The sequence below is a fragment of the Alphaproteobacteria bacterium genome (genome assembly GCA_024244705.1).
In the GTDB taxonomy this organism is placed as follows: Bacteria; Pseudomonadota; Alphaproteobacteria; order JAAEOK01; family JAAEOK01; genus JAAEOK01.
This window is the reverse complement of sequence record JAAEOK010000115.1, coordinates 1-20,393: the sequence shown is the minus strand read 5'-3', so window position 1 is coordinate 20,393 and position 20,393 is coordinate 1. Positions and strand designations below refer to the sequence as shown.

The window sequence follows — 20,393 nt, the reverse complement described above, 5'->3', positions numbered from 1 at the left end:
TACCGTCGTGACGCCCCTTCCCGCGCTATTCGTCACTCACGGCGCACCAACCCTGGTCCTCGACGACGCCCCGGCACGGGATTTCCTCCGCCAACTGGGAACCGAGGTCGGGCGGCCGGCGGCCATCCTCTGCGTTTCCGCCCACTGGGAACAGGCCGAGCCGGCGGTGACGACCACCGCGCGGCCCGAGACCATCCACGATTTCTACGGCTTTCGGCCGGATCTCTACGCCCTGTCCTACCCCGCCCCCGGGGCGCCGGAAATGGCCGCGCGGGCGGCGAACCTGGTGCGGGCGGCGGGACTGACATGCGGCGAGGATCCGGCACGCGGCCTCGATCACGGCGCCTGGACGCCGCTCTTCCTGATGTATCCCGAGGCCGATATTCCGGTCGCCCAACTGTCGGTGCAGACCGCCGCCGGGCCCGGCCACCATTTGACGCTTGGCGCCGCGCTGGCCCCGCTGCGCGAGGAAAACGTGCTGATCGTGGCGAGCGGCAGTGCGACCCACAATCTGAGGCAATTCCATGGCCAGGGCGTGAGTGCAGCGACCCTGCCGCAGGCTTTGGCCTTCGACGCCTGGCTGGTCGACACGGTGACCGCCGGCGATATCCCGCTCCTGCTCGACTACCGTTCGCGGGCACCGGAGGCGGTCTGGAACCACCCCAGTGAAGAGCATTTCCTGCCCCTGTTCGTCGCCGCGGGCGCCGGCGGCGGGCCCGGCCGATTGCTCCACCAAAGCTACACCTACGGCATCCTGGCGATGACCGCCTTCGCCTTCGGTGATGCCGAGGCAGTCTAAGCGCCGGTCGCCGTTTGAGCGTCCGAAGAATCGGTTCGGCTAGCGGCCAAAGGCGGCGGCGACCTGTCGCCGGGCCGCGAAGATCGGTGGCTCGTCGCGCTCCGACGCCTCCGCCAGGATGCCAGTCAATTTGCGGCCGATCACGTCGATACGCTCACCCACCCGTGCTTCCGGCAGCCCCCTGTCGGCCGAGTCGACGGCGATTGCAGCACCGGCATTGGCCAGAAAATCGGGGGCAAACAATATACCCCGTCGATGCAGTCGTCGAACCGCAGGTGCGTCGAACAGCTGATTGTTGGCGGCGCCAACCACCGCCTTGACACGCAAGCGGCCAATTGTCTGATCATTGAGGATACCGCCGTCGGCGCACGGCATGAATACCTCGGCTTCACTGTCGAAAACGGCCTCCGGATCAAGAACACATGCGTTTACCGACGACGCCAGGTGGCGGGCGCGGGCGTCGTCACTGTCGGTTACCCGAAGTCGGACGCCGGCCGTAGCCAGCATTCGCGCAAGCGGCGCGCCGACGCCACCGAGACCTTGGATCATCGCCGTCAGTCCGGCGAACTGTGGCGAGCCCGCCCAATGGCGGAGCACGGCATCCAGCGCGGAGACAACTCCGCATGCCGTATACATGCCGAGTTCTTCGCGATAGGGGTAGTCGCGAAAGAACGAATGGACATGGTCGGTCTCTTCGGCGACGACACGAAGGTCGCCCGCAGTTGTGCCGAGGTCGATGCCGGTGGTGAATTCACCTTGGAGGCGGCCGACCAATTGTCCATAACGGTGCAGCAGCCCGGCGCGTTCATTGCCCAAAAGTGGTCGCGACAAGGCCAATACGCCCTTTCCACCGCCGCGTGGGATATCGACAATTGCCCACTTCGCCGACATTGCAGAGGCGAGTCTGAGCGCATCGGCGAGGCCATCAACCGGGCGGCGGTACAGTTTCATCCGGGTTCCACCAGCAGCCGGCCCGCGGCGGGTATCATCGAGAACGACAAAAATCCAAGCATCCGTGGCTGTGTCGTACTCAATCTCGATGCGTTCGACCGCATGCGCCGCAGCGAGTGCAAGGATATCGCCTGGCACAGCGGATCCGGACCCATTCTGCGACAACGAAACCAAGTCAGGCGCCCCAGGCGTCGCTCGCCACGTCCCGGGCGTGGACAATTCCCAAGAGTATCCGCTCGTGGTCGGCAACGACTGACTCCAAGCCATGAGCGGCAACCCGGCGGCGCGCATTCCTTCCGATCTCGGCACGGCGGTCGGCGGAACTCGCCAGCGCCAAGGTAAGGTTGGTCAACCTATCGACGGCGCCGCCAGGGAATAGCAGGCCGGACTCGCCATCGTCCAAGATTTCCCGTGCCGCGGGAATATCACTAGCAACCAGCACCCGTTCACAAGCCATGGCCTCAAGATAAACCAGCGACTGGACCTCCGCTTCCGATGGCATTACGACCAGATCCGCCAAATTCAGATAGGCCGGCATACGGCCATGCGAGACCCAGCCGACAAAGCGGCAGCGTTCGCTCACGCCTTGTTCCTCGGAGAACTGCTTGAGGTCGGCCAATCCTTGACCGTCTCCGACGAACACGTAGACCAGCCGGTCGTCGGCGGGGCAGGCCTGCGCCGCCGAACGTATAATATCGTGGCAGCGTTTGACGGGGCCGAGATGGGAGGCGTGAAGCACGACGATGGCATTGTCCTGCAGTGCCAAAGCATGCCTCAGTGACAGGTCGCAGGGACCGGGGGCGAAGCGATCAAGCGCCACGGGGTTGCGGACAGATATGACGTTGGCGAGGCCGAGCCAGTGCAGCGTCTTCGCCCAATGGCTGGCCATGGTGACGATGCGGTCTGCGGCGCGGTATTGGCTCAGCAATTCCGCTTGTGGGGACTTGGGGTAGCTGCCTCGGGCCATCGCCGTGCTCGCACCGCCATGGACGTAAAGCACCGACGGCACGCCTGCCGTACGGACATGTTCGGTGGCGATCCAGGCATAGGTCTCGCGGCCAATTATGACCACATCGGGTCGCTCGTCGCGCAGAAGTTGACCGAAGTGGGATTCGATCTGACGCCTCTCCTCAAGGCGGAACGGCAATGGCGGCGGACGATTGGGGAACGGCTCATAGCTCGGCATTGGAAACCAGCGCAGATTGATCGCCGTATGGGTGTCCTGGATGGCGGCCCCGGCGGTTTCGAACTCGGGCGTGATCGGTGCCAGTGCCCGCACCCGATGGCCGCACCGGGCGAACCCGTCAAGCAATTGTAGGCAAACGATGGACGCCCCGGTCTGGCAGGGTGGCAAGGTTCCGACAAAGGCGATGTCGAGGATTCCCCCGGAATGGCCGGCGGGAACATTCATGGCCGCGGCCTTGCCGATTCCCCGAGAATATTTACCGGCATAAAGGCCATCCATACCCAGGCGACGAGCCCGCGGCAAATCGAAACCGGTAGCAAGAGTATGCGACGCATCCTGCACGAATCAGGCTTGGCATTGAGATCAGTCTCCGATCATTTGGCGGGAAAATCGACCGCGACACCGACCGAGCGAGCCGCGTCCGCGACCCGTGACCGGACCTCGTCGTCGAGGACGATCCCGTCGCGGGCGGCGCCAAGCGCCTTAATGTGTTCCGGCTCGCCGGGCGCCAGCACCTTCTCGAATCCGGGTGCCGGCGGCACGGCGTGGAGCTCGTCGACGAAGGCCAAGGCGTCGCGGCGGTAGTCTTCGATCGGCCGAAAGGCGTCGGCGCGCAAAGCGATCATGATCCAATTGTGTTCGTAGGCGCGCCCCATCATGGCCTCGGCGACAAGCTCGGCGACGACGCCGAGGCCGCTGCCCTTGGGCCCGGCGGCCGGCAGCAAGTAGCCATTGCCGGCACCGACCAGACTTGCCGAGGTCGTCGGACCACCGTCACGGTCGACGGCAACGCCATCCGGAAGCGCGCAGCCTCGTGCATTGGCGACGTGAACCTTGCCCATGGCAATCGCCGAGGTCGCGAAATCTGCGACCACGGGGTCGCCGTCGCCGGCCGGCGCTGCCAGGGCATACGGATTGGTGTTCATGATCGGGCCGACGCCGCCGTGGGGCACGACGCGGGGAAACTTGCGCCGGCCGCCACCGCCGAAGCATTGAACAAAGAAGCCCTCCCGTGCGCCCCGCTCGGCATAGGCGCCGACCCGGCCGGTGTGGCCGCATTCGATGATTCCGGCAGCCGCGACGCCGTGATTTCTGGCCACCGGCATTAGGGCGTCGAGCGCGAATTCCATGGCCGCGATGCCGAGACCGAGACCGCCGTCGACCTCGATGACGGCACCCTCGCTCCTGACCAATCGCGGCCGCGCCCGGGGATCGAGCTCGCCTTCACGGACGGCGGCCAGGTACGGAACGAGCCGGGCCACGCCGTGGGAGGCCACGCCCCGCGCCTCGGCACCGACCAGATGGGCCGCGATCACGGCGGCGGTATCGTCGGCGAAGCCGGCGCCGGCGAGGATCGCGCCGACCAGCGCTTCAAGATCCGGAACGGCGACGGTAACGGCGGCCATGGCGCGGCTCCCCGGTTGCGGGACGGGCCCGCAGAATGGGCAAATAGACGACCGATTCCCAGCCCTAAGTGGCGGCTGTCCGGCTCTACGATCTGGGCTGCGGGACTCGGTCGCCGGGCGTCCCTATGCGTCGATTTGACGACGCGGTACGGCCATCGCGGCGAGGCCAAGGACGATCACCGCCATCGCCAGGAGGGCCTGCCAAGTCAAGGGCTCGCCGAGAAAGACCACGCCCAGCAGCAAACCGATCGGCGGGATCAAGGCGTTGTTGAGCGAGGCGAAGGTCGGCCCGGCGCGATTGATCAGCGCGACGAAGGGGATGAACACGATCCCCGAGCACAGCGCGCCGAGGGCGAGGATGGCGAGCAGCGCGTCCGCGGTCAGGGTGAAGTCCCAGCGATCGTCGACGATCAGGGCCACGATGACGATCTGGATCGAGGCGCACCACAGCAAATTGCGCGCCTTGGTCATCAATGGCATCGGCGGCAACAGCTTGATCAGCACGTAGGCGATGGCGAAACTGAGCGAGGCACCGAGGAGCGCAAGCTCCCCCGCAATGTCCGCGACGAACCCGCTGAATGCTTCCGGACCGATCAGGATGGCGACACCGGCGAAGCCCAGCAACACGCCGATCACGCTGGCCAGCCGCAGGCCTTCGCCGGGCACGAAAAGCGCCGACAGGGCGAGAGTGAAAAGCGGCACCGTGCCGAGCAGGATGGCAGCGATGCTGCTGTGGATGTGCTGCTGGCCCCAGGCCATGAGGAAGAACGGGATCGTCGCCTCGAACAACCCAATCAGAGAAAAGTGGACCCAAGGACGGAGGCCGGGCGGTAACGCAGCGGCGTCGATCCCGTGCAGCCGGCCGGCAAGGATCCGCGCCAGCAGAGTTATCACCGCTGCGCCGACGACGATGCGCGCGGCCGCGACCAAGGCCGGCGGCACGGCGGCGATGGCGATCTCGATGAACAGGAATTGCGCGCCCCAGATGAGGCCGAGACTGAGCAGCAGCAGATAGTCGACCGGCGTAATCCGTTCCATGGCTCGGCGCGATCGGGAAGTGGAGACGTCCCGATATCTGATCCCCCGCACAGCCGCGGCAGTCAAGGAAAGGTTCGGCGGAACCGGCTGGCGCGACTACTCCACCGCCGTTGTCAATGCAGCGCGAGCTTGAACTCGCCAACGGTGCAAGCTATGCCAGTCATTCCTTTCCGATTGGTTACGGTGGGTGGTTCCCGATATGCGCGATTTTGCTCTCGAGCGTTATTTCTCGACCTGGGAGTTCGCCGCGCGCTACCACATGACCGCCTCGGACATGGAGAGCCTGAGCCTCCCCGACCTGCTGGCGATGGCGTCGCCGGAGGATCGCGAGGCGTTCGAGACCCAGTGGCTCGGCTATTCGGAGACCTTTGGGCTGGCCGAACTGCGAGCCACGATCGCCGCCACCTACGACACCGCGACGGCGGACGACATATTGTGCTTCGCCGGCGCCGAAGAAGGCGTCTATACCGCGATGCGCGTGCTGCTCGACGCCGACAGCCACGCCATCGTCGCGGTGCCCAACTATCAAGCGGCGGAGACCGTGCCGCTCGATATCTGCGCCGTCACCGGGGTGCCGCTCGACGCCGACGACGGCTGGTCGCTCGACATCGACCGGGTGGCCCAGGCGATCCGCCCCAACACCAAGGTCGTTTCGATCAACTTCCCCAACAACCCGACCGGCGCCATCCTCGACCGCGAGCGCTTCGATGCGCTCGTCGAGCTGTGCCGGACCCACGGCCTCTATCTGTTCAGCGATGAAGTCTACCGGCTGGTCGAGCGCGACCCGGCCCTGCGCCTGCCACAAGCGGCGGACGTCTATGAGCGCGGCCTGTCGCTCCACGTCATGTCCAAGGTCTACGGCCTGCCGGGCCTGCGCATCGGCTGGATCATGACCAAGGATTCCGGTGTGCGGCAACGGATGGAGCGCTACAAGCACTATCTATCGATCTGCAACTCGGGGCCGAGCGAGTGGCTGGCACTGATCGCGCTCAAGGCGCGCGACCGGATCCTCGCCCGCAACCGGGCGCTCGTCGACGCCAATGCGGCGAAGCTCGACGCCTTCTTCGGCGAGTACCCCGACCTCTTCGAATGGCGCCGGTCCGACGGCGGCTGCGTCGGCTACCCCCGTTATCTCGGTGCCGGCAGCGCCGACGAATTCTGCGAGGACCTGGTCGACCGCGCCGGCATCCTGTTGCTGCCGCCCAAGGTCTACCGCTCGGAGCTCATCGATACGCCCCAGGACCGGTTCCGCATCGGATTCGGCCGTGCCGGAATCGACGAAGGCCTGGCCGCCTTTCGCGCCTATTTGAACTCGAACCGAAAATCGTAGCCGAACCGCCGGCGCCGGATCATCACGCTCGATCGGCGGCAGGCCCCTTGAGTTCGACGACATTGCCGTCCAGATCGTCGAGATAGATCGACGGGCCGTCGCCATCGGCGCCGTAGCGCGTCTCGACGTCGCCGAATTTAACGCCGTGACGCTCAAGATGGCGACCGATCGCCACCGCCTCGAAGGGATCGATGCGCAGCGCGAAGTGGTCCATGTTGCCCGGACCCGCCGCCTCGCCCGGTTCCCTGGGTACCAAATCGATCAGTGAATCGCCGGCGCGGAGCTGGACCAGGCCGATCGATTCGAGGCGGCGCTCCTCGCTGCATCCCAGCACGTCGCAATAGAAGCGGACGGCACGATCGATGTCGGCCACGCGCAGCACGACGTGGTCGAGGTTCTTGATCGAGATCGTCATCGGCTCGGGTCCCTGCGATTGCCGCGGCATTCACGGAATTATAGCGCAATCCGTGGCGGGCTGGCGGTCAGAGCGCCGACACCGTTCGCCGCGACGGCCGGTCGATCGAACGCATTGCGGCATCGCCGATTGCCAGCACGGAACCGACTGATTCCTATAGGCACGCCTCGAATAAAACGCGGTAGTCATCGCCGGTCGCCGGACGCGGATTGGTCGGGTTGCAATGGTCGCCCATCGCCTGCTCGGCAAGCGGCGGCAGCTGCTCCGCGCGGACGCCCATCTCGCCGAGCCCGGTCGGGATGCCGAGCCGCCGGTTGAGGTCGGCGATCGCATCGGCGACGTCGCTGCCGGCGGCGAGTCCGAGCGCCTCGGCGAGGCGGTCGTACTTGTCGCCGACATGGCCGGCGTTGAAGCGCAGCACGGCCGGCATGACGACCGCGTTCAAGGTGCCGTGGTGCAGCGTCAGGCCGGGCAAGGCGCCGAGCGGATGGGACATGGCGTGGACCGCCCCGAGACCCTTCTGGAACGCCATCGCACCCTCGAGCGCGGCCATCATCATGTTCCACCGCGCGTCGCGATTGGCGCCGTCGGCGACCGCGGTTTCGATATGCCTGGCGGCGCGGTGCAATCCGTCGAGCGCGATGGCATCGGCCGGCGGGTTGACCGCCGGGGACAGGAAGGTTTCGATACAGTGGGCGATGGCGTCGAGGCCGGTCGCCGCCGTCAGGCCGGGCGGCAGAGCGAGGGTCAGTTCGGGGTCGCAGAGCGCCACGCTGGGCAGCATATGCGGACTGACCACGCCGAGCTTGCGGCCGTCGTCCATGATGACGACGGCGCTGCGACCGACCTCGCTGCCGGTACCGGCGGTGGTCGGGATCGCTATCAGCGGCGGCAGGTCGGGCCGGATTCGGGCCAGCCCACCCTCGACTAAGGCGTATTGGGCGAGCGGGCCGTCATGGGTGGCGAGCAGGCGCACACCCTTGGCGAGGTCGAGCGACGAACCGCCGCCGACGCCGACGATGCTGTCACAGCCGGCCTTACGGTAGCGCGACAGGCCCTCGCGGACCGCTGCCTCGGTCGGGTTCTGCGGCGTGCCATCGAAGACCGGCGGGTCGCTCCCAGGGGGCAGCGCGTCCCGTACCCTGTCGACAAGACCGGTGGCGACAAGGCCGGCGTCGGTGACGATCAGCGGCCGCGTCGCGCCCAGCCCGGCGAGCTCGTCCGTCAGCAGCCCGAGGGCGCCGAAATCGAACTGGATTTTGGTCAAATAGGTGATGGTGGCCATGGGAACTCCGATCGATGCGGCGGATGAAAAGGCCGAACCCGACGCCGATCCCGTGTCGGGATGGCGGCGTCGCAATTGCCGGCAGCGGCTAATTTGGCCACGCTGACCAGGCCGCGATTACGACACTATTTATAGAAGAGATGATCACCGATCTCGACCGTCCGGGTCAATTTCTCGGCCCACAACGGCTCGACCCTCCGTAAGTGAAAATATACCGCGCCTCGGGTCGGGTCATTGCCGCGCGCGCTTCGGGCCGCCCGCGCGATCCGCATTGCGTTCTCCCACGCCGCCGGGTTCGCCGGGCTATCGTGGAGGCCGTCGCAATACCAGCTGAACTGGCATCGGTGTCGACCGCCCTGACCCTGCGTGACAACGCCGCACACGGTGTCGGGGAAGGCCGGCGAATCGACCCGGTTGAGCGTCAGATGGGCGATCGCGCTCTGGCCACGTTGGTCCTCCGAGCGCGCCTCGAAATAAACATTTAGCGCCAAGCACTCGATTTCGTCATCGAGCGCCGCGATCTTGGTTTCCCCTCGGAACAGGCTGACCAAGCCGGCCAAAATAACCACGACGAGCGCCGCGGCGGCCCCTTTGAGAAGCGTCCGGCCGGTCGGGCCGGCGCGTTCGAACAGCTTCATCAAATCGCCGGTCATACGCCGTCTCGTGCCTCTTGCCTGCATGACTTAGAATGCGCCACAAATCATGGGCGGGCAACGTCCAGCCGGTACGAGCACAAACCTGGAGAGAGACATGACACTCCTATTCAAGCGAGACATGACCGACCCGGAGCCGTGGCTGGCTGCCCTGTCCCGTCAGATCCCCGAATGCGAGATCCGGGTGTTCCCGGACCTCGAACCGCGCGGCGACATCGAATATGCCCTGGTCTATGACCCGCCGCCCGGAATGCTGGCGTCGCTGCCCAATCTGAAGGCGATCTTCTCGCTCTGGGCCGGGGTCGACCATCTCGCCGGCGATTCCCAATTGCCGCCGGTCCCGGTCATCCGCATGGTCGAACTCGGCATGACGGCGAGTATGACCGTCCATGTGGTGCAGCAAGTGCTCAACCTGCACACCCGGGCCATCGACTATCGCCAGTACCAGGCCGAGCGGCGCTGGAAGATGCTCGACCCGACGGCACCCTGGGACCGTCGCGTCGGTTTCCTCGGACTGGGCACCCTGGCCCAGGATGCCGCCGAGAAGCTGGTCGGTCTGCGGTTCGATGTCGCCGGCTGGTCGCGGACCCCGAAACAGATCGAAGGCATCCAATGCTTCCATGGCGAGGATGGCTTGGCCGAACTCCTGGCCCGCACCAACATCCTGGTATGCCTGCTGCCGCTCACTGACGAGACCGGCGGTATTCTGAACAAGCAACTCTTCGCGGGTCTGCCGCGTGGTGCCACGATCGTCAATTGCGCGCGCGGCGGCCATGCCGTCGAAGCCGACCTGCTCGACGCGCTCGACAGCGGCCAGCTCTCGGCCGCCGCCCTCGACGTGTTCAACGAGGAACCGCTGCCCGAGAATCATCCGTTTTGGGTCCATCCGAGAATCATCGTCACCCCACATATCGCGGCGTTCTCGATCCCGGAAACCGCGATCGAATCGGTGGCGCAAAACATCGCCCGCATCGAGAACGGCGAATCGCCGCTTTATGTCGTTGATTTCGATCGCGGATATTGATCGGGCGCAAAACATCGCCGCCTGGTGATCGGTGAATGAGTACTGGTGGGCTGGGCCGAGGCCCTGTTTTCGGCATATCAAGGAGAATGCCATGCGCATGATGTTTCGATTTACGATACCGGTGGAAAAGGGCAACGCCGCGATTTCCGATGGCTCGCTGGCGGAGGCGATCGAAGCGCTGCTTGCCGAACACAAACCGGAAGCAGCCTATTTCCTGGTCGACCAGGGCAAGCGCGCTGGAATGGTATTTATCGATATCGCCGACCCCGCCGAACTGGCGCACATCAACGAGCCGTTGTTCGCCAAGCTCGACGCGGCGATCGAGATCATGCCGGTGTTGACCGCGGAAGACCTGCGGCGCGGGCTTCCCTAACGGCCCAGCCGGGTCGCATCGCGTCGGCCAACGGTCCCGATCGGCCATTGGCGGGGCGGTCGGGCATGGTAGACTTGGGGAAATGAATCGGCCTTTTGATCGTGGGGTCCCGCGCCGAGCGCGGCGGAGCAAATTCGCCTGAACGAACCGTGGGCGCCCCCATGCCTGGACCCGATCCGAAGATCATCGAGGAGCAGAGCCAGCGCTTCTATGGTCTCTACGAACGCAAGGCGAAGAACTTTCGCACCGCGCTGATCAGTGTCACCGGGTTGGTCACCATCGTCTTCGTGTTGGTCTTCTATCCTTATGTCACGTTCCGCGGCCTGCGCTATGTCCACGAAGCGGAGCTGGCGTCGATCGAACGGGAGGTGCGCGACCTGGATGCCCGTTTGACCGAACACCGGCAGCTCGAAGAGACTTTCCGGACTCACCTCGAGACGGTTTTCGGCGCGCTCGGCGAAATTCAGCTGCGCAAGCTGGAAGCCGGCCAAACGCAACAACGGCGGCGGCTGGCCGGCATCAGGACGGATATTGGTGACGACCCCGATCTGCGGCCCTGGCTGAGTGGCGACGGCGCCGCGGCGGAGCTGCCGGACGGACTGCGCCGCCGCTACCCGGTGCTGGCGCCGGCCAAGGACGATCCCTGCTTTTTGCTGACCGGCGAACCGTGGACGCGCTGTGCGCTGGCGACGCAACTGACGCGGCTGGACCGCCAGATACAAGACTTGTTCGGCTACAAGCGCATTTCCCACCTGCGCAACGACCTGTATGTGCCGCTGCAAGAGGAATTGTCGACGCTGCAGGGCCGCTTCAGCGCCTGGCTGTTTGGCGAATCGCCGGGCTGGGCGCCTGACGGCGCCAGCGCCGATGGCCGCTTGCGTGATGAATACAGCGATTTCGAGAACACCTACGTTGGGCTCATCGAAGGCCACGAGCGCGTCATCCATGAACAGGGCTGGGACACGAACAACGCGCTCAGCGATGCGCAGCGACAGCGCAAGGCGGTCGACCGCGAGCTGAAGAAAGTCGTGGCCCGGCTCGAGGAGATGAAGAATCTGCGCGAAATACAGACGCCTTTCGGCCAACTGCCGGTCGGGCTCAACGAACTCGTGCTGCTGTTCCCGGTGCTTGTCGCCGCCGGCTTCCTGCTGACCGCCTCGCTGCTCGGCGAAACCCTGCAGCTGCGCCGGGTCTACCACCGGCTGTGCCGCGCCCGCGACCCCGACGGCGAACTCTTCGACAACGACCGCCTCGCCCTGATCGCGCCGGTATGGATCGACCCGTTGCGACCCGCCCGCCACCGGGTCTACCGGGCCGCCATCCTGGCCGTCCCGGTGCTGGTTTTCGTCACCGCCATCCTGCTGTTGCTCGACAATCGCCTGCTATGGGGTCCGTTCATGGACGAGGCGCGGCTCGGCACGATCATCTATCTCGCGCTCTACGCCGCGAGCGCGCTGTCGATCCTGGAAGGCGGCCGCCGGGTGTGGCTCGCACTGCGCGCCTACGATACCGACCCGGAAACGACGGCCTGACCGAAAAGAGTGCCGGCCGGCGAGCCGGCGCCGACGGCAATCGGTTGCCGAGCGCGCGACATTTCGCAATCATCGGGCGAGGCGAAACGGATTTACCGGGGGACAGGATAATGGTCCATCTGGATTGGAAGATTCGTACCGTCAAACTGGCGACCTGCAGCTGCGATTACGGCTGCCCGTGCGAGTTCAACGCGCCGCCGACACGGAGGCCCTGCGAGGGCTTCGAGGCTTCGGAGATCATCGAAGGTCATTTCGGCGACATGCGCCTGGACAGGCTCCGTTTCGGGGCGACCTTCCGCTGGCCCGGCCCGCTTCATGAAGGCGGCGGCACGGCGCAGGGAATCATCGACGAACGCGCCGACCAGGCGCAGCGCGAGGCGATCATCAAGATCCTGTCCGGGGAAGAACAGGAGCCGACGACCATGTTCAACATTATCGGCGGGACGATTGCAGCCGAGGAAGATACCCTTTATCTGCCGATCGACATGGCGTGGGACATGGCGGCGCGGTCTGGCCATATCGACATTCCGGGTGTGGCCAAGGGGAACTTCGAGCCGATCCGCAATCCGGTCACCGGCAAGCCCCACTACGCCAAGATCACGCTGAACGACGGCTTCGAATTCCACGAGGCGGAAATGGCGAGCGCCGACGCCGAAGGCACGGGCGAGATCAAATTCAACTGTGCCGGCCGCTACGCGTTCCTGATCGACGTCAGCTACGGCCCCCACGGCATCATCGCTTAGGACCGCTTCAAGGTCGCGTTCCTATTCGATCAGCAATTCGTGATCGTCCATGCCGTCGACGCCCTCGAACCTAAAATTACGGTCGTCTTTCTGGACGACCTTCCAGCAGCCCTTGTCACCGTCACGGACCTTCTGCCACTGCGCGCAATAGAGATCGCCATCGAGGCTCCATTCGCCGCTGTCGGTGAAACCGCTGTTCGTGGTTAGTGACATGGCCCCGCCGTCTCCGTACCGGACCTGATAGGGCGCCCCCCGGCTACCCGTGCCATGGGCGGTGGCACCGTCGAGAACAGCCTCAATTTCCACCGCGGTTAGGACGCGGTCCTCGGCGTTCGCCCCACGTGGACCGACCAACAGGAATGCCAGGCCAACGGCAATCACCATCATGGTCGCCAATTTCGTCATGTCCCTCTCCTCACTGTCGCGCTCGATCCGGCGGCCCCGACAACAAAGCCGGGATACCGGAGCGATTCGCCAAAAAGTGTATTTACAGTATCGATTAAATCGGGGAACTACCAGAGACCTCGCGCCGGCCGGGGGGCGAAACCTTCGATCATCGAACCAACCGGTTGCCGACCGGTCGTGGACTTATTTGCGTTTCGGCCTTGCCACCAGCTCGCCGCCGCAATTGGGGCAGGTCTGATCCATCGCCGCCGCGCAGCCGGGGCAAAAGGTGCACTCGTAGCTGCAGATGGTGGCGGCGCCGTCTTGCGGCAGGGCGGTTTCGCATTTCTCGCATTGAGCGCGCATTTCCAGAGCCATGGCGGTCCCCTGTCGGTTGGCTCACCAGGATAGCAGGAACGCGGAGACAGGTCCCGTGCGCCGGTCGATCGCTGTCCTGCGTCCTCGATCCATCGGCGCCGCCCGACAGCGCCGGGCGGCGCATGAGAACGTGGAGTTCCGTGGCCCGCGACGATGCTTACTTAGTTCCAGTTCCTCCGCTTGTAATGGCCGTGGGCGTGGCCCGGCGGGCGGCAGCCGTGTTTGCGCAGGCCGGGCGGCGCGAAGCCGTCGCCGCAACGCGGCGGCCGCGGCCAATAGCCGTTGTCCCGGTAGAAATCGTAGCGGTCGTCATAGCGGCCGTTGTATTGGTACTGGTCGTCGTCGGCGTCTTCCACCGCCTGATAGATCAACAGCCCGCCGGCAATGGCGAGTCCGGTGATCGCCAGCTCCTCCAGGCCGATCTGGAGGTCCTGGGCGGTCGCCGGTGGGGCCGCGGCGCAGGCCATGCCGCCGGCCAAAGCGGTGGCGCACATCAAGGCTTTCAATCGGGTCATCCGCGTTCTCCTGGTTCATGGTGAACCTTCGACATGGCCGGACGATAGGCGGGTCTCACTGAACCGGCGATGAACGGCAGGCCCGGGCCGACCGCGCTCGGGGGATGGTTTTTCGCCCCTGGATTCCCTACATATAGCGCGCGATATCGCGCCTCCCCGCCAACCGCGGAGATGGCGGGAAAAGGAAGGAAAGTCCCAATGTCCGACAAGATGGAAAAGTCCGATAAAACCGAAAAGTCCGATTCCGAATGGCGGGCGCAGCTGTCGCCCGAGCAGTACCATGTCTGCCGGCGCAGGGGCACCGAGCGTCCGTTCACCGGCAAGCACCATGATTCCAAGGAACCCGGCATTTATGTCTGCGTTTGCTGCGGCAACCCATTGTTCCATGCCGACACCAAGTTCGACTCCGGCACCGGGTGGCCGAGCTTCTACGAAGCGATTCATGACCAGGCAGTGCGCGAGGAAGAGGATCGAGCCTTGTTCATGCGCCGGACCGAGGTTTTGTGCTCCCATTGCGACGCCCATCTCGGCCATGTCTTTCCGGACGGCCCGCAGCCGACGGGCTTGCGCTATTGCATGAACTCGGTCGCGCTCGATCTCGACAGCGACGACACATGAGCCTGTCCGACGCCGCGCCCGCCGACGCCGTGCTGGCGTCCGCCCTGCGGGCGCACCAGGAGGGCGACCTCGCCCGGGCGGAGGATCTCTATCGGCAGGTACTGGAGGCCGCGCCACGGCACGCGCGGGCGCTGCAATATATGGGCCTGCTGCACGAACATCGCGGCGACCTCGACGGGGCGGCGGATATCTACACCCAAGCCTTGCAGGTCGAGCCCGCCAATGTCGGTATCATCAACCGGCTGGCGACCGTCAGGGGTCAGCAGAAAGACTATGACGGCGCGGAGGCTCAGGCCCGGCTGGCGCTCGAGCACCGTCCCGATTTCGCTCCCGCCTGGACCACGCTCGGCAACGTGTTCGAGGCCCGCAGCCGGCTGGCCGAGGCGGCGAACGCCTTCCGCAAGGCGCTCGACTTCGCCCCCGAGGACCCGAATATCCACAACAATCTGGGTATCGCGCTGGCCCGACAGGGTCTCGCCGCGGACGCCGAGCGCCACTACCGCCGCGCCCTCGAGCTGATGCCGGAATCGGTCGATGCGCTCAACAACCTGGGCAATCTGCTGAGCCGCCAGGGCAAGTTCTCGGCCGCGCTCGAGGTCTTTCATCGCGCCGTCGATTTGGCGCCGGACGACGCCCCGTTGCTGATCAACCTCGGCGAGGCGCTGGCCGAGATCGGCGAGCTGCAGACCGCCCAAGACCTGTTCTCCCGGGCGCTGGCGCTCGTCCCCGACGATTCGGCGGCGCGTCTCGGCTTGGTCACGACCCTGTCCCGGGGTGACCTCCAGCGCTACCAACCGGCCATCGACCGGCTGCTGACCACCGCCTACGGCTGGCCCGATATCGGGTTGGCCGCCGTCGGCCCGTTGACCGCCCGCCACCTGCGGCTCAAATACGGCCTGCCGGCGACCCCGGCGGAGATGCGCGACATCGACATTGACGACGCCCTGTTGGAGCGCCTGATGGGCGACCGTTTGCTCGCCGCGTACCTGGCGGCGGCAGTCAATGCCGACCCGGCGTTGGAAGTGTTCCTGACCGCTCTTCGGCGGCGTCTCGCGGCATGGGATTTCGCCGCCGACGGGCCGGATTTGCGACTCGCCGCGGCCATCGCGCGGCAATGCGCGGCCAATGAATATGCCTTCGCTTTCGACGACGGCGAGGCGGAGCGGGTCGGCGCCTGGCGCCGCAAACTGGAAGCGGCCGCGGATTGGGGGGCGCCCGCGACCCAGGTGGCGTTGGTCAAGTATGGGCTCTATGCGCCGCCGTCATCGCTCGCCAATCGCGAGGCGCTGGCCGCGGTGCCGAACGAATCCTGGCTGGCGCCGCTCCGGCCCTGGCTCCGCGAGGAGTTCCACGATCGCGCCCGCGACGGGGCGCTGGCGGCCGCGCTTCCCGCCCTGACGCCGATCGACGACGCGACGTCGCAGGCGGTGGCGGCGCAATACGAGGCCAACCCCTACCCGCGCTGGTCGTCGCTGACCCGCCAATCGCCCGAGAGCCCGGCCGCCATCCTCCGCGACCTGTTCCCCCATTTCGACCCGCCGGCCTTGCTGCGCGGCCCGGTCGAGGTGCTGGTCGCCGGCGCCGGTACCGGCCAGCATCCGATCGCCGAGGCGGCGTTGGTCTATCGCGACAGCCGCGTGCTGGCGGTCGACCTCAGCCGCGCGAGCCTCGGCTATGCCGCGCGCCGGGCCCAGGATCTCGGCGTCGACAATGTCGAGTTCGCAGTCGCCGATATCCTCGAACTGGGCGCGCTCGAGCGCCGCTTCGACATCGTCGAGGCGGCCGGCGTGCTGCATCATCTCGAGGATCCCGAAGCCGGCTGGCGCGTGCTCGCCGGTCTGGTACGGCCCGGCGGCGTGATGATGGTGGCGCTCTACAGCCGGCGCTCGCGGCACCACATCGCCGCCGCCCGCGACGCCCACGATACCGGAACCGCGCCCGCCGACGCGACCGCCCTGCGCGACTTCCGCCAAAAGGTGATCTTCGATCCCGATTACGCCGCCTATCGCGGGCTTCTCGATTCGACGGATTTTTACAGCCTCAGCGGCTGCCGCGACCTCGTCTTCCATGTCCAGGAACACAGCTTCTCGCTGCCCGAGATCGGCGCCATGCTCGACCGGCTGGGCCTCGACTTCATCGGCCTGCAGCATGCCGACCCGACGGTCGCGTCGCGCTATCGCGCCAACTTTCCCGACGACGCGACGCAGACCGATCTCGCCGGCTGGGACGTCTTCGAGGAACGCAACCCGAAGGCCTTCGCCGGCATGTACCACGTCTGGTGCCGGAAGCCGGAATGATGCCGGAATGCATTGTCCGCGAATTTTCCTGGGCTTTGATGCCTGCGTGACCGACCGACCGCGCCGATCGAGACAGGTTCGGTCATCGCCTATTCCTGAGACCACGTCGCGGGTACGCCAAGGCACGACGCTCAAGCTCATGTTCCTTCAGAAGCTCAATTATATGCTCATCGTCTCTCTCCTCGTGCTCGAAAGAATCTGCTCAAATTTGGAGGGAGTTCAGGGGCTCAGGTCATTCTTCCTATTTCTATCAATGCCAATGAGGCGACGTGCAACGGGCACTTGCCGCCTTCTAAGGATTGCACCAGCCTTCCACTCCGTAGCAGGGATCAGACCAATGCTGGGACCAACTTTGACCATTACTGTTTTCGCAGACAGTCCACTGCTCCGGACCGGCCCCGCCGTCTGTAAACGAGTAGTTGTAACCTACCTCGCACCAGTACTCAGCCTGCCATTCTCCGTCAGGACCGCCGCCGGAAGATGTCGAAGCTCCGCTATCGACGCCCAGAATTGCCTCTAACCCCAACGCGACAAGATTCCGTTGCGCGTTGGAAAGGCCCTGTTCAGCTGCTTTACTAATCCACATAAAGGCCGCGCTGACATCTTGGTCAACACCTCTTCCCTCATAATACATCAGGCCGAGATTGTCTTGAGCTTCGGCGTATCCTTGGTCGGCTGCCTTGCGGTACCACCGAGCGGCTTCGGCGTAGTCTTGATCAACCCCGCGGCCCTCTTCGTATAGAACGCCAAGATTGTATTGAGCGTCGACGTTCCCCTGGTCAGCGGCCAACCGATACAACCGAGCGGCCTCCACAATGTCTTGGTTGGTACCCTGTCCAGTTTCGTACAGCGTACCAAGATTGAATTGGCTGTCGGCGTCCCCTTGGTCAGCAGCCAGCCGATACAACCGAGCGGCTTCAGCATAGTCTTGAGCTACTCCCAATTCGTTGCGATACATCAACCCGAGATTGAATTGGCTGTCGACGTCCCCTTGGTCGGCAGCCAGGCGAAACCACCGCGCGGCTTCAGCATAGTCTTGATCAACTCCCTGGCCGAGGTAGTACAACACACCAAGATTACGTTGAGCGTCGGCGTACCCCTGGCCAGCAGCCTTTCGATACCAGCCGATAGCCTTGCCATACTCTTCAGCCTTGTCCAGCGCACGGCCCAGTCGATAAAAATTCTCATCGCTAGCGTCTTCGGCAACAGCACGTTGACATGCAGGGATCGCCAATAGAGTATCAATCTGGTCAAAAGGTTTTCCGACATCGCTATTTCCCGACTCGGAGGGGTGGCCCGCCAGCGCGTGGCATTCTGCTGTCATATCCGTGCCCGCTCTAACTAGAACCGATAATGTGTCTAGTTCGTCTTCAATCACCGCTAGTTCGTTTTCTAGCGTTGCCTCATCGTCTTCGGCCAAGGGATCATAGTTCATAATATCATCGGCGAGCTGCTGAAGCGGATCTGTGTTTTTGTCCTCCGAGTCTGCGTCTTGCTCGGGTGCCTTGTCATCGCCCAACGTTCCAGCCGAGGAATGCATTTGTGAGCCCGTTGGCTTTGCCACTACCGGAGAATCCTGATTGCCAGTAGCCGCGTCAATCGCAGGCTTCTCCTCTTCTTCGGATGCGTAATCTGAGGAGGAGGCGCTGGGTGGTGAGGCGCGGGTCAACTCAAAGGGCTTGCAGCCACCGACCAACAGACGGCCGGTCAGCGTCTGCGCTGTTGTATCGAGAGCGGCGGTCACTCCAACTGTGGCGTAGCCGGATGGGCGGCGGACCCATTCGCCCGGACGCATCTCGAGCTGACCCATATTTGGATCGAATTCGCCGATCATTCCCAGTTCGCCATTCGGAACACCGGGGTTCTCAGGCACGGGATAGAACTTGAAACTGGCCGTCAGTTGGGAAAGGTCCACGCCTTCGATCGTTAAGGTGAGGCCGGTCAGGCCTTGCCCGCAGACATATGTTCCCTTCCAAATACCCTGAACGCCTCGATCGACAGGCGATTGTTCGAGGGATGCCGTCGATACCACGCTTTGTGTTGAGGCGGTTGTCGGCGCTTCATTTGATCCGGTTTCGGGAGCCTGCGAGTCGGAAGATGCCACGAACCGAAAGCTTCTATTCCAGTTCCCCCAATCGTCGGACGAGAGTCCGTTTCTTTCCGACCCCGAATATTCGTCTGCTCCCGTGGCGACTTCAAACGTTACGACGCCGCCGCTACGGTCTATGAGGCCAGCATGGATTGCCGCTCCGCAAATGTCCGAGTCATCGGTATAAAGATCAGTTCCCCAAACCGTACTCGGCTTCAGGCCATCGCTACATTGACAGGTGAACGGTTCACCGTTCCCGGCAAGGCCCTTTGCATTTGAAGGGCAGAGCACCGCGGCATCAGATGATCCAGTCTGGATGCAGATGACTACAGCAATCGAGAAGAAGACGCATATTCGAAGAAAGGATCTTTTCCCATGCATTTGAATATACCCGCTCAATCTCTCCGATTAGGCGGGATTTCCCGAATACCGCCTCTCACTAACCGGAAACGGTAGCACGAGAGGCGGTCGGCGACGATTCCAGATTTAGTCGGGACATTGCACGGTGATCTGCTGGTTTTTCGGACCGATTTGGCCATTGAACAGCCGGTGCGCCCTAAGTCTTACGCTGGGGGAGCGCACTTCGACACTCGCAAGGCACAGCTTCCCCGTCGGGAGGTCCGGGTGCTTTTGTTTCGAGATCCCGGCGAGTACATGCTTGTGAACGCGCTTCAATTTGATATTGTCGGTTATCTGAGCGCCCCGAGACGACCGCCAATCAGCGTTGCAGGGTGGCATCCTGACATTCTTGTCGTGCTTACTCACCCCTAAGAGGGACAAGAATATAAAGAAGGACAAAAAGAGACCATAAGAAACTGGCTCTTTGCCCCACCCTGAGGGTGTGACACTAGGACAAGAAGGACATGGACAGACCGATTAGGATTTCCCCATCTCACAAGTATTCGTCCTTGCCCTCTTCCATAGGCGCGAGGCAGAGCAAGCGCGCCCTAGCAAAGCACCGTGAGGGAGTGAAGATGGGACGGAATTTCGACCAGCCGAAGGTTGCATTGTCGCCAAGAAATAAAAACCCATACCGCTATCGCCCCCCCATCTGGGGAATATCAGCTAAAAGCATTGTCCGTCATCTGGGAATTGTCTTTGCAAGCGTCGCATGCTTGTGCTGCTTGTCTGCGATGGCGGTTGCTGCCGATGTGACACGGCAAACTGAGGAGCAAGATATTAGTATTTGCGACGAGTATCAAAGTGCCAAAAATAAAACCACTTGCACCGAGTTACTCACTAATACCAAGTCTCTGTGAGTGGGACTCATATAGGGGCTTTCCGGAACGGTGTTTTTCTGATTCAAGATGGCAAACGGATGGAGGTTTGCCATGGGTTCTCCGGTTTCACTTCGAGACGATTTTGGTGCGGCCGGAC

At 64.0% G+C, this 20,393-nt stretch carries 20 protein-coding genes; 9 read left to right on the top strand and 11 right to left on the bottom strand.

Annotated features, from left to right (window positions below):
• The first annotated feature begins 7 nt into the window (after nt 1–7).
• Nucleotides 8–799 carry a dioxygenase gene (locus GY791_21170; GenBank protein MCP4330907.1) on the top strand — a complete coding sequence of 264 codons (792 nt, stop codon included), beginning with the start codon at nt 8–10 and terminating at the stop codon, nt 797–799.
• Nucleotides 800–838: 39 nt separating this feature from the next.
• Here GY791_21170 and GY791_21165 read toward each other — a convergent pair whose 3' ends face one another.
• From GY791_21165 to GY791_21150, 4 genes are all read right to left on the bottom strand, one after another.
• On the bottom strand, nt 839–1,750 hold the full coding sequence (locus GY791_21165; GenBank protein ID MCP4330906.1) for an amino acid dehydrogenase: 912 nt from the start codon (nt 1,748–1,750) through the stop codon (nt 839–841).
• 175 nt (nt 1,751–1,925) lie between these two features.
• Nucleotides 1,926–3,161, bottom strand: a complete 1,236-nt coding sequence (locus GY791_21160) for a glycosyltransferase family 4 protein (GenBank protein ID MCP4330905.1) — start codon at nt 3,159–3,161, stop codon at nt 1,926–1,928.
• Between the two features lie 149 nt (nt 3,162–3,310).
• The gene (locus tag GY791_21155; protein ID MCP4330904.1) at nt 3,311–4,342 is read right to left on the bottom strand and encodes an Ldh family oxidoreductase; all 1,032 of its coding nucleotides are present in this window, start codon (nt 4,340–4,342) and stop codon (nt 3,311–3,313) included.
• A gap of 123 nt (nt 4,343–4,465) precedes the next feature.
• Entirely contained in the window at nt 4,466–5,380 is a 915-nt protein-coding gene (locus GY791_21150; protein MCP4330903.1) for an EamA family transporter, read from the bottom strand.
• Nucleotides 5,381–5,579: 199 nt separating this feature from the next.
• Here GY791_21150 and GY791_21145 point away from each other — a divergent pair, with 199 nt between their 5' ends.
• Nucleotides 5,580–6,710 carry an aminotransferase class I/II-fold pyridoxal phosphate-dependent enzyme gene (locus GY791_21145; GenBank protein MCP4330902.1) on the top strand — a complete coding sequence of 377 codons (1,131 nt, stop codon included), beginning with the start codon at nt 5,580–5,582 and terminating at the stop codon, nt 6,708–6,710.
• A 22-nt stretch (nt 6,711–6,732) separates the two neighbouring features.
• Here the strand turns inward: GY791_21145 and GY791_21140 are convergent, their stop codons facing one another.
• The 3 genes from GY791_21140 to GY791_21130 form a co-directional block, all read right to left on the bottom strand.
• Complete coding sequence (locus GY791_21140) at nt 6,733–7,125, bottom strand: VOC family protein (GenBank protein ID MCP4330901.1); 393 nt, start codon at nt 7,123–7,125, stop codon at nt 6,733–6,735.
• Nucleotides 7,126–7,279: 154 nt separating this feature from the next.
• On the bottom strand, nt 7,280–8,410 hold the full coding sequence (locus tag GY791_21135; protein MCP4330900.1) for an iron-containing alcohol dehydrogenase: 1,131 nt from the start codon (nt 8,408–8,410) through the stop codon (nt 7,280–7,282).
• A 125-nt stretch (nt 8,411–8,535) separates the two neighbouring features.
• Nucleotides 8,536–9,063, bottom strand: a complete 528-nt coding sequence (locus tag GY791_21130; protein ID MCP4330899.1) for a cell wall hydrolase — start codon at nt 9,061–9,063, stop codon at nt 8,536–8,538.
• Nucleotides 9,064–9,160: 97 nt separating this feature from the next.
• Here GY791_21130 and GY791_21125 point away from each other — a divergent pair, with 97 nt between their 5' ends.
• The 4 genes from GY791_21125 to GY791_21110 all read left to right on the top strand — a co-directional run bounded on the left by GY791_21125 (nt 9,161) and on the right by GY791_21110 (nt 12,735).
• Complete coding sequence (locus GY791_21125) at nt 9,161–10,087, top strand: glyoxylate/hydroxypyruvate reductase A (GenBank protein MCP4330898.1); 927 nt, start codon at nt 9,161–9,163, stop codon at nt 10,085–10,087.
• Nucleotides 10,088–10,178: 91 nt separating this feature from the next.
• Nucleotides 10,179–10,460 carry a hypothetical protein gene (locus GY791_21120; GenBank protein ID MCP4330897.1) on the top strand — a complete coding sequence of 94 codons (282 nt, stop codon included), beginning with the start codon at nt 10,179–10,181 and terminating at the stop codon, nt 10,458–10,460.
• Nucleotides 10,461–10,621: 161 nt separating this feature from the next.
• The gene (locus tag GY791_21115; protein ID MCP4330896.1) at nt 10,622–11,992 is read left to right on the top strand and encodes a hypothetical protein; all 1,371 of its coding nucleotides are present in this window, start codon (nt 10,622–10,624) and stop codon (nt 11,990–11,992) included.
• 110 nt (nt 11,993–12,102) lie between these two features.
• Nucleotides 12,103–12,735, top strand: a complete 633-nt coding sequence (locus GY791_21110; protein MCP4330895.1) for a DUF1326 domain-containing protein — start codon at nt 12,103–12,105, stop codon at nt 12,733–12,735.
• A gap of 21 nt (nt 12,736–12,756) precedes the next feature.
• Here GY791_21110 and GY791_21105 read toward each other — a convergent pair whose 3' ends face one another.
• From GY791_21105 to GY791_21095, 3 genes are all read right to left on the bottom strand, one after another.
• Nucleotides 12,757–13,140, bottom strand: coding sequence for a hypothetical protein (locus GY791_21105; protein MCP4330894.1), 384 nt, complete (start codon nt 13,138–13,140; stop codon nt 12,757–12,759).
• A gap of 183 nt (nt 13,141–13,323) precedes the next feature.
• A complete protein-coding gene (locus GY791_21100; protein ID MCP4330893.1) occupies nt 13,324–13,497 on the bottom strand; it encodes a DUF1272 domain-containing protein in 174 nt (57 codons plus the stop codon).
• Nucleotides 13,498–13,658: 161 nt separating this feature from the next.
• Complete coding sequence (locus GY791_21095) at nt 13,659–14,012, bottom strand: hypothetical protein (GenBank protein ID MCP4330892.1); 354 nt, start codon at nt 14,010–14,012, stop codon at nt 13,659–13,661.
• Nucleotides 14,013–14,210: 198 nt separating this feature from the next.
• On the opposite strand from GY791_21095, the gene msrB reads away from it, so the two are divergent.
• Together msrB and GY791_21085 are read left to right on the top strand one after the other, a co-directional pair.
• Nucleotides 14,211–14,630 carry a peptide-methionine (R)-S-oxide reductase MsrB gene (msrB, locus tag GY791_21090; protein ID MCP4330891.1) on the top strand — a complete coding sequence of 140 codons (420 nt, stop codon included), beginning with the start codon at nt 14,211–14,213 and terminating at the stop codon, nt 14,628–14,630.
• Nucleotides 14,627–16,927: a tetratricopeptide repeat protein gene (locus tag GY791_21085; protein MCP4330890.1), complete on the top strand. Its 2,301-nt coding sequence runs from the start codon at nt 14,627–14,629 to the stop codon at nt 16,925–16,927. The genes msrB and GY791_21085 overlap by 4 nt, the downstream gene beginning before the upstream one ends.
• Nucleotides 16,928–17,219: 292 nt before the next feature.
• Here GY791_21085 and GY791_21080 read toward each other — a convergent pair whose 3' ends face one another.
• On the bottom strand, nt 17,220–19,397 hold the full coding sequence (locus GY791_21080; GenBank protein ID MCP4330889.1) for a hypothetical protein: 2,178 nt from the start codon (nt 19,395–19,397) through the stop codon (nt 17,220–17,222).
• 593 nt (nt 19,398–19,990) lie between these two features.
• Between GY791_21080 and GY791_21075 the strand changes: the two genes are divergently transcribed.
• On the top strand, nt 19,991–20,275 hold the full coding sequence (locus GY791_21075; GenBank protein ID MCP4330888.1) for a hypothetical protein: 285 nt from the start codon (nt 19,991–19,993) through the stop codon (nt 20,273–20,275).
• Nucleotides 20,276–20,393 lie beyond the last annotated feature (118 nt).

Coding starts and splice junctions, on each gene's coding strand:
- GY791_21105 (MCP4330894.1), bottom strand. CDS start 13,140: ATGACGAAATTGGCGACCATGATGGTGATTGCCGTTGGCCTGGCATTC.
- GY791_21130 (MCP4330899.1), bottom strand. CDS start 9,063: ATGACCGGCGATTTGATGAAGCTGTTCGAACGCGCCGGCCCGACCGGC.
- GY791_21135 (MCP4330900.1), bottom strand. CDS start 8,410: ATGGCCACCATCACCTATTTGACCAAAATCCAGTTCGATTTCGGCGCC.
- GY791_21145 (MCP4330902.1), top strand. CDS start 5,580: ATGCGCGATTTTGCTCTCGAGCGTTATTTCTCGACCTGGGAGTTCGCC.
- GY791_21095 (MCP4330892.1), bottom strand. CDS start 14,012: ATGACCCGATTGAAAGCCTTGATGTGCGCCACCGCTTTGGCCGGCGGC.
- GY791_21100 (MCP4330893.1), bottom strand. CDS start 13,497: ATGGCTCTGGAAATGCGCGCTCAATGCGAGAAATGCGAAACCGCCCTG.
- GY791_21120 (MCP4330897.1), top strand. CDS start 10,179: ATGCGCATGATGTTTCGATTTACGATACCGGTGGAAAAGGGCAACGCC.
- GY791_21155 (MCP4330904.1), bottom strand. CDS start 4,342: ATGGCCGCCGTTACCGTCGCCGTTCCGGATCTTGAAGCGCTGGTCGGC.
- msrB (MCP4330891.1), top strand. CDS start 14,211: ATGTCCGACAAGATGGAAAAGTCCGATAAAACCGAAAAGTCCGATTCC.
- GY791_21165 (MCP4330906.1), bottom strand. CDS start 1,750: ATGAAACTGTACCGCCGCCCGGTTGATGGCCTCGCCGATGCGCTCAGA.
- GY791_21140 (MCP4330901.1), bottom strand. CDS start 7,125: ATGACGATCTCGATCAAGAACCTCGACCACGTCGTGCTGCGCGTGGCC.
- GY791_21160 (MCP4330905.1), bottom strand. CDS start 3,161: ATGAATGTTCCCGCCGGCCATTCCGGGGGAATCCTCGACATCGCCTTT.
- GY791_21115 (MCP4330896.1), top strand. CDS start 10,622: ATGCCTGGACCCGATCCGAAGATCATCGAGGAGCAGAGCCAGCGCTTC.
- GY791_21075 (MCP4330888.1), top strand. CDS start 19,991: ATGGGACGGAATTTCGACCAGCCGAAGGTTGCATTGTCGCCAAGAAAT.
- GY791_21085 (MCP4330890.1), top strand. CDS start 14,627: ATGAGCCTGTCCGACGCCGCGCCCGCCGACGCCGTGCTGGCGTCCGCC.
- GY791_21110 (MCP4330895.1), top strand. CDS start 12,103: ATGGTCCATCTGGATTGGAAGATTCGTACCGTCAAACTGGCGACCTGC.
- GY791_21125 (MCP4330898.1), top strand. CDS start 9,161: ATGACACTCCTATTCAAGCGAGACATGACCGACCCGGAGCCGTGGCTG.
- GY791_21150 (MCP4330903.1), bottom strand. CDS start 5,380: ATGGAACGGATTACGCCGGTCGACTATCTGCTGCTGCTCAGTCTCGGC.
- GY791_21080 (MCP4330889.1), bottom strand. CDS start 19,397: ATGCATGGGAAAAGATCCTTTCTTCGAATATGCGTCTTCTTCTCGATT.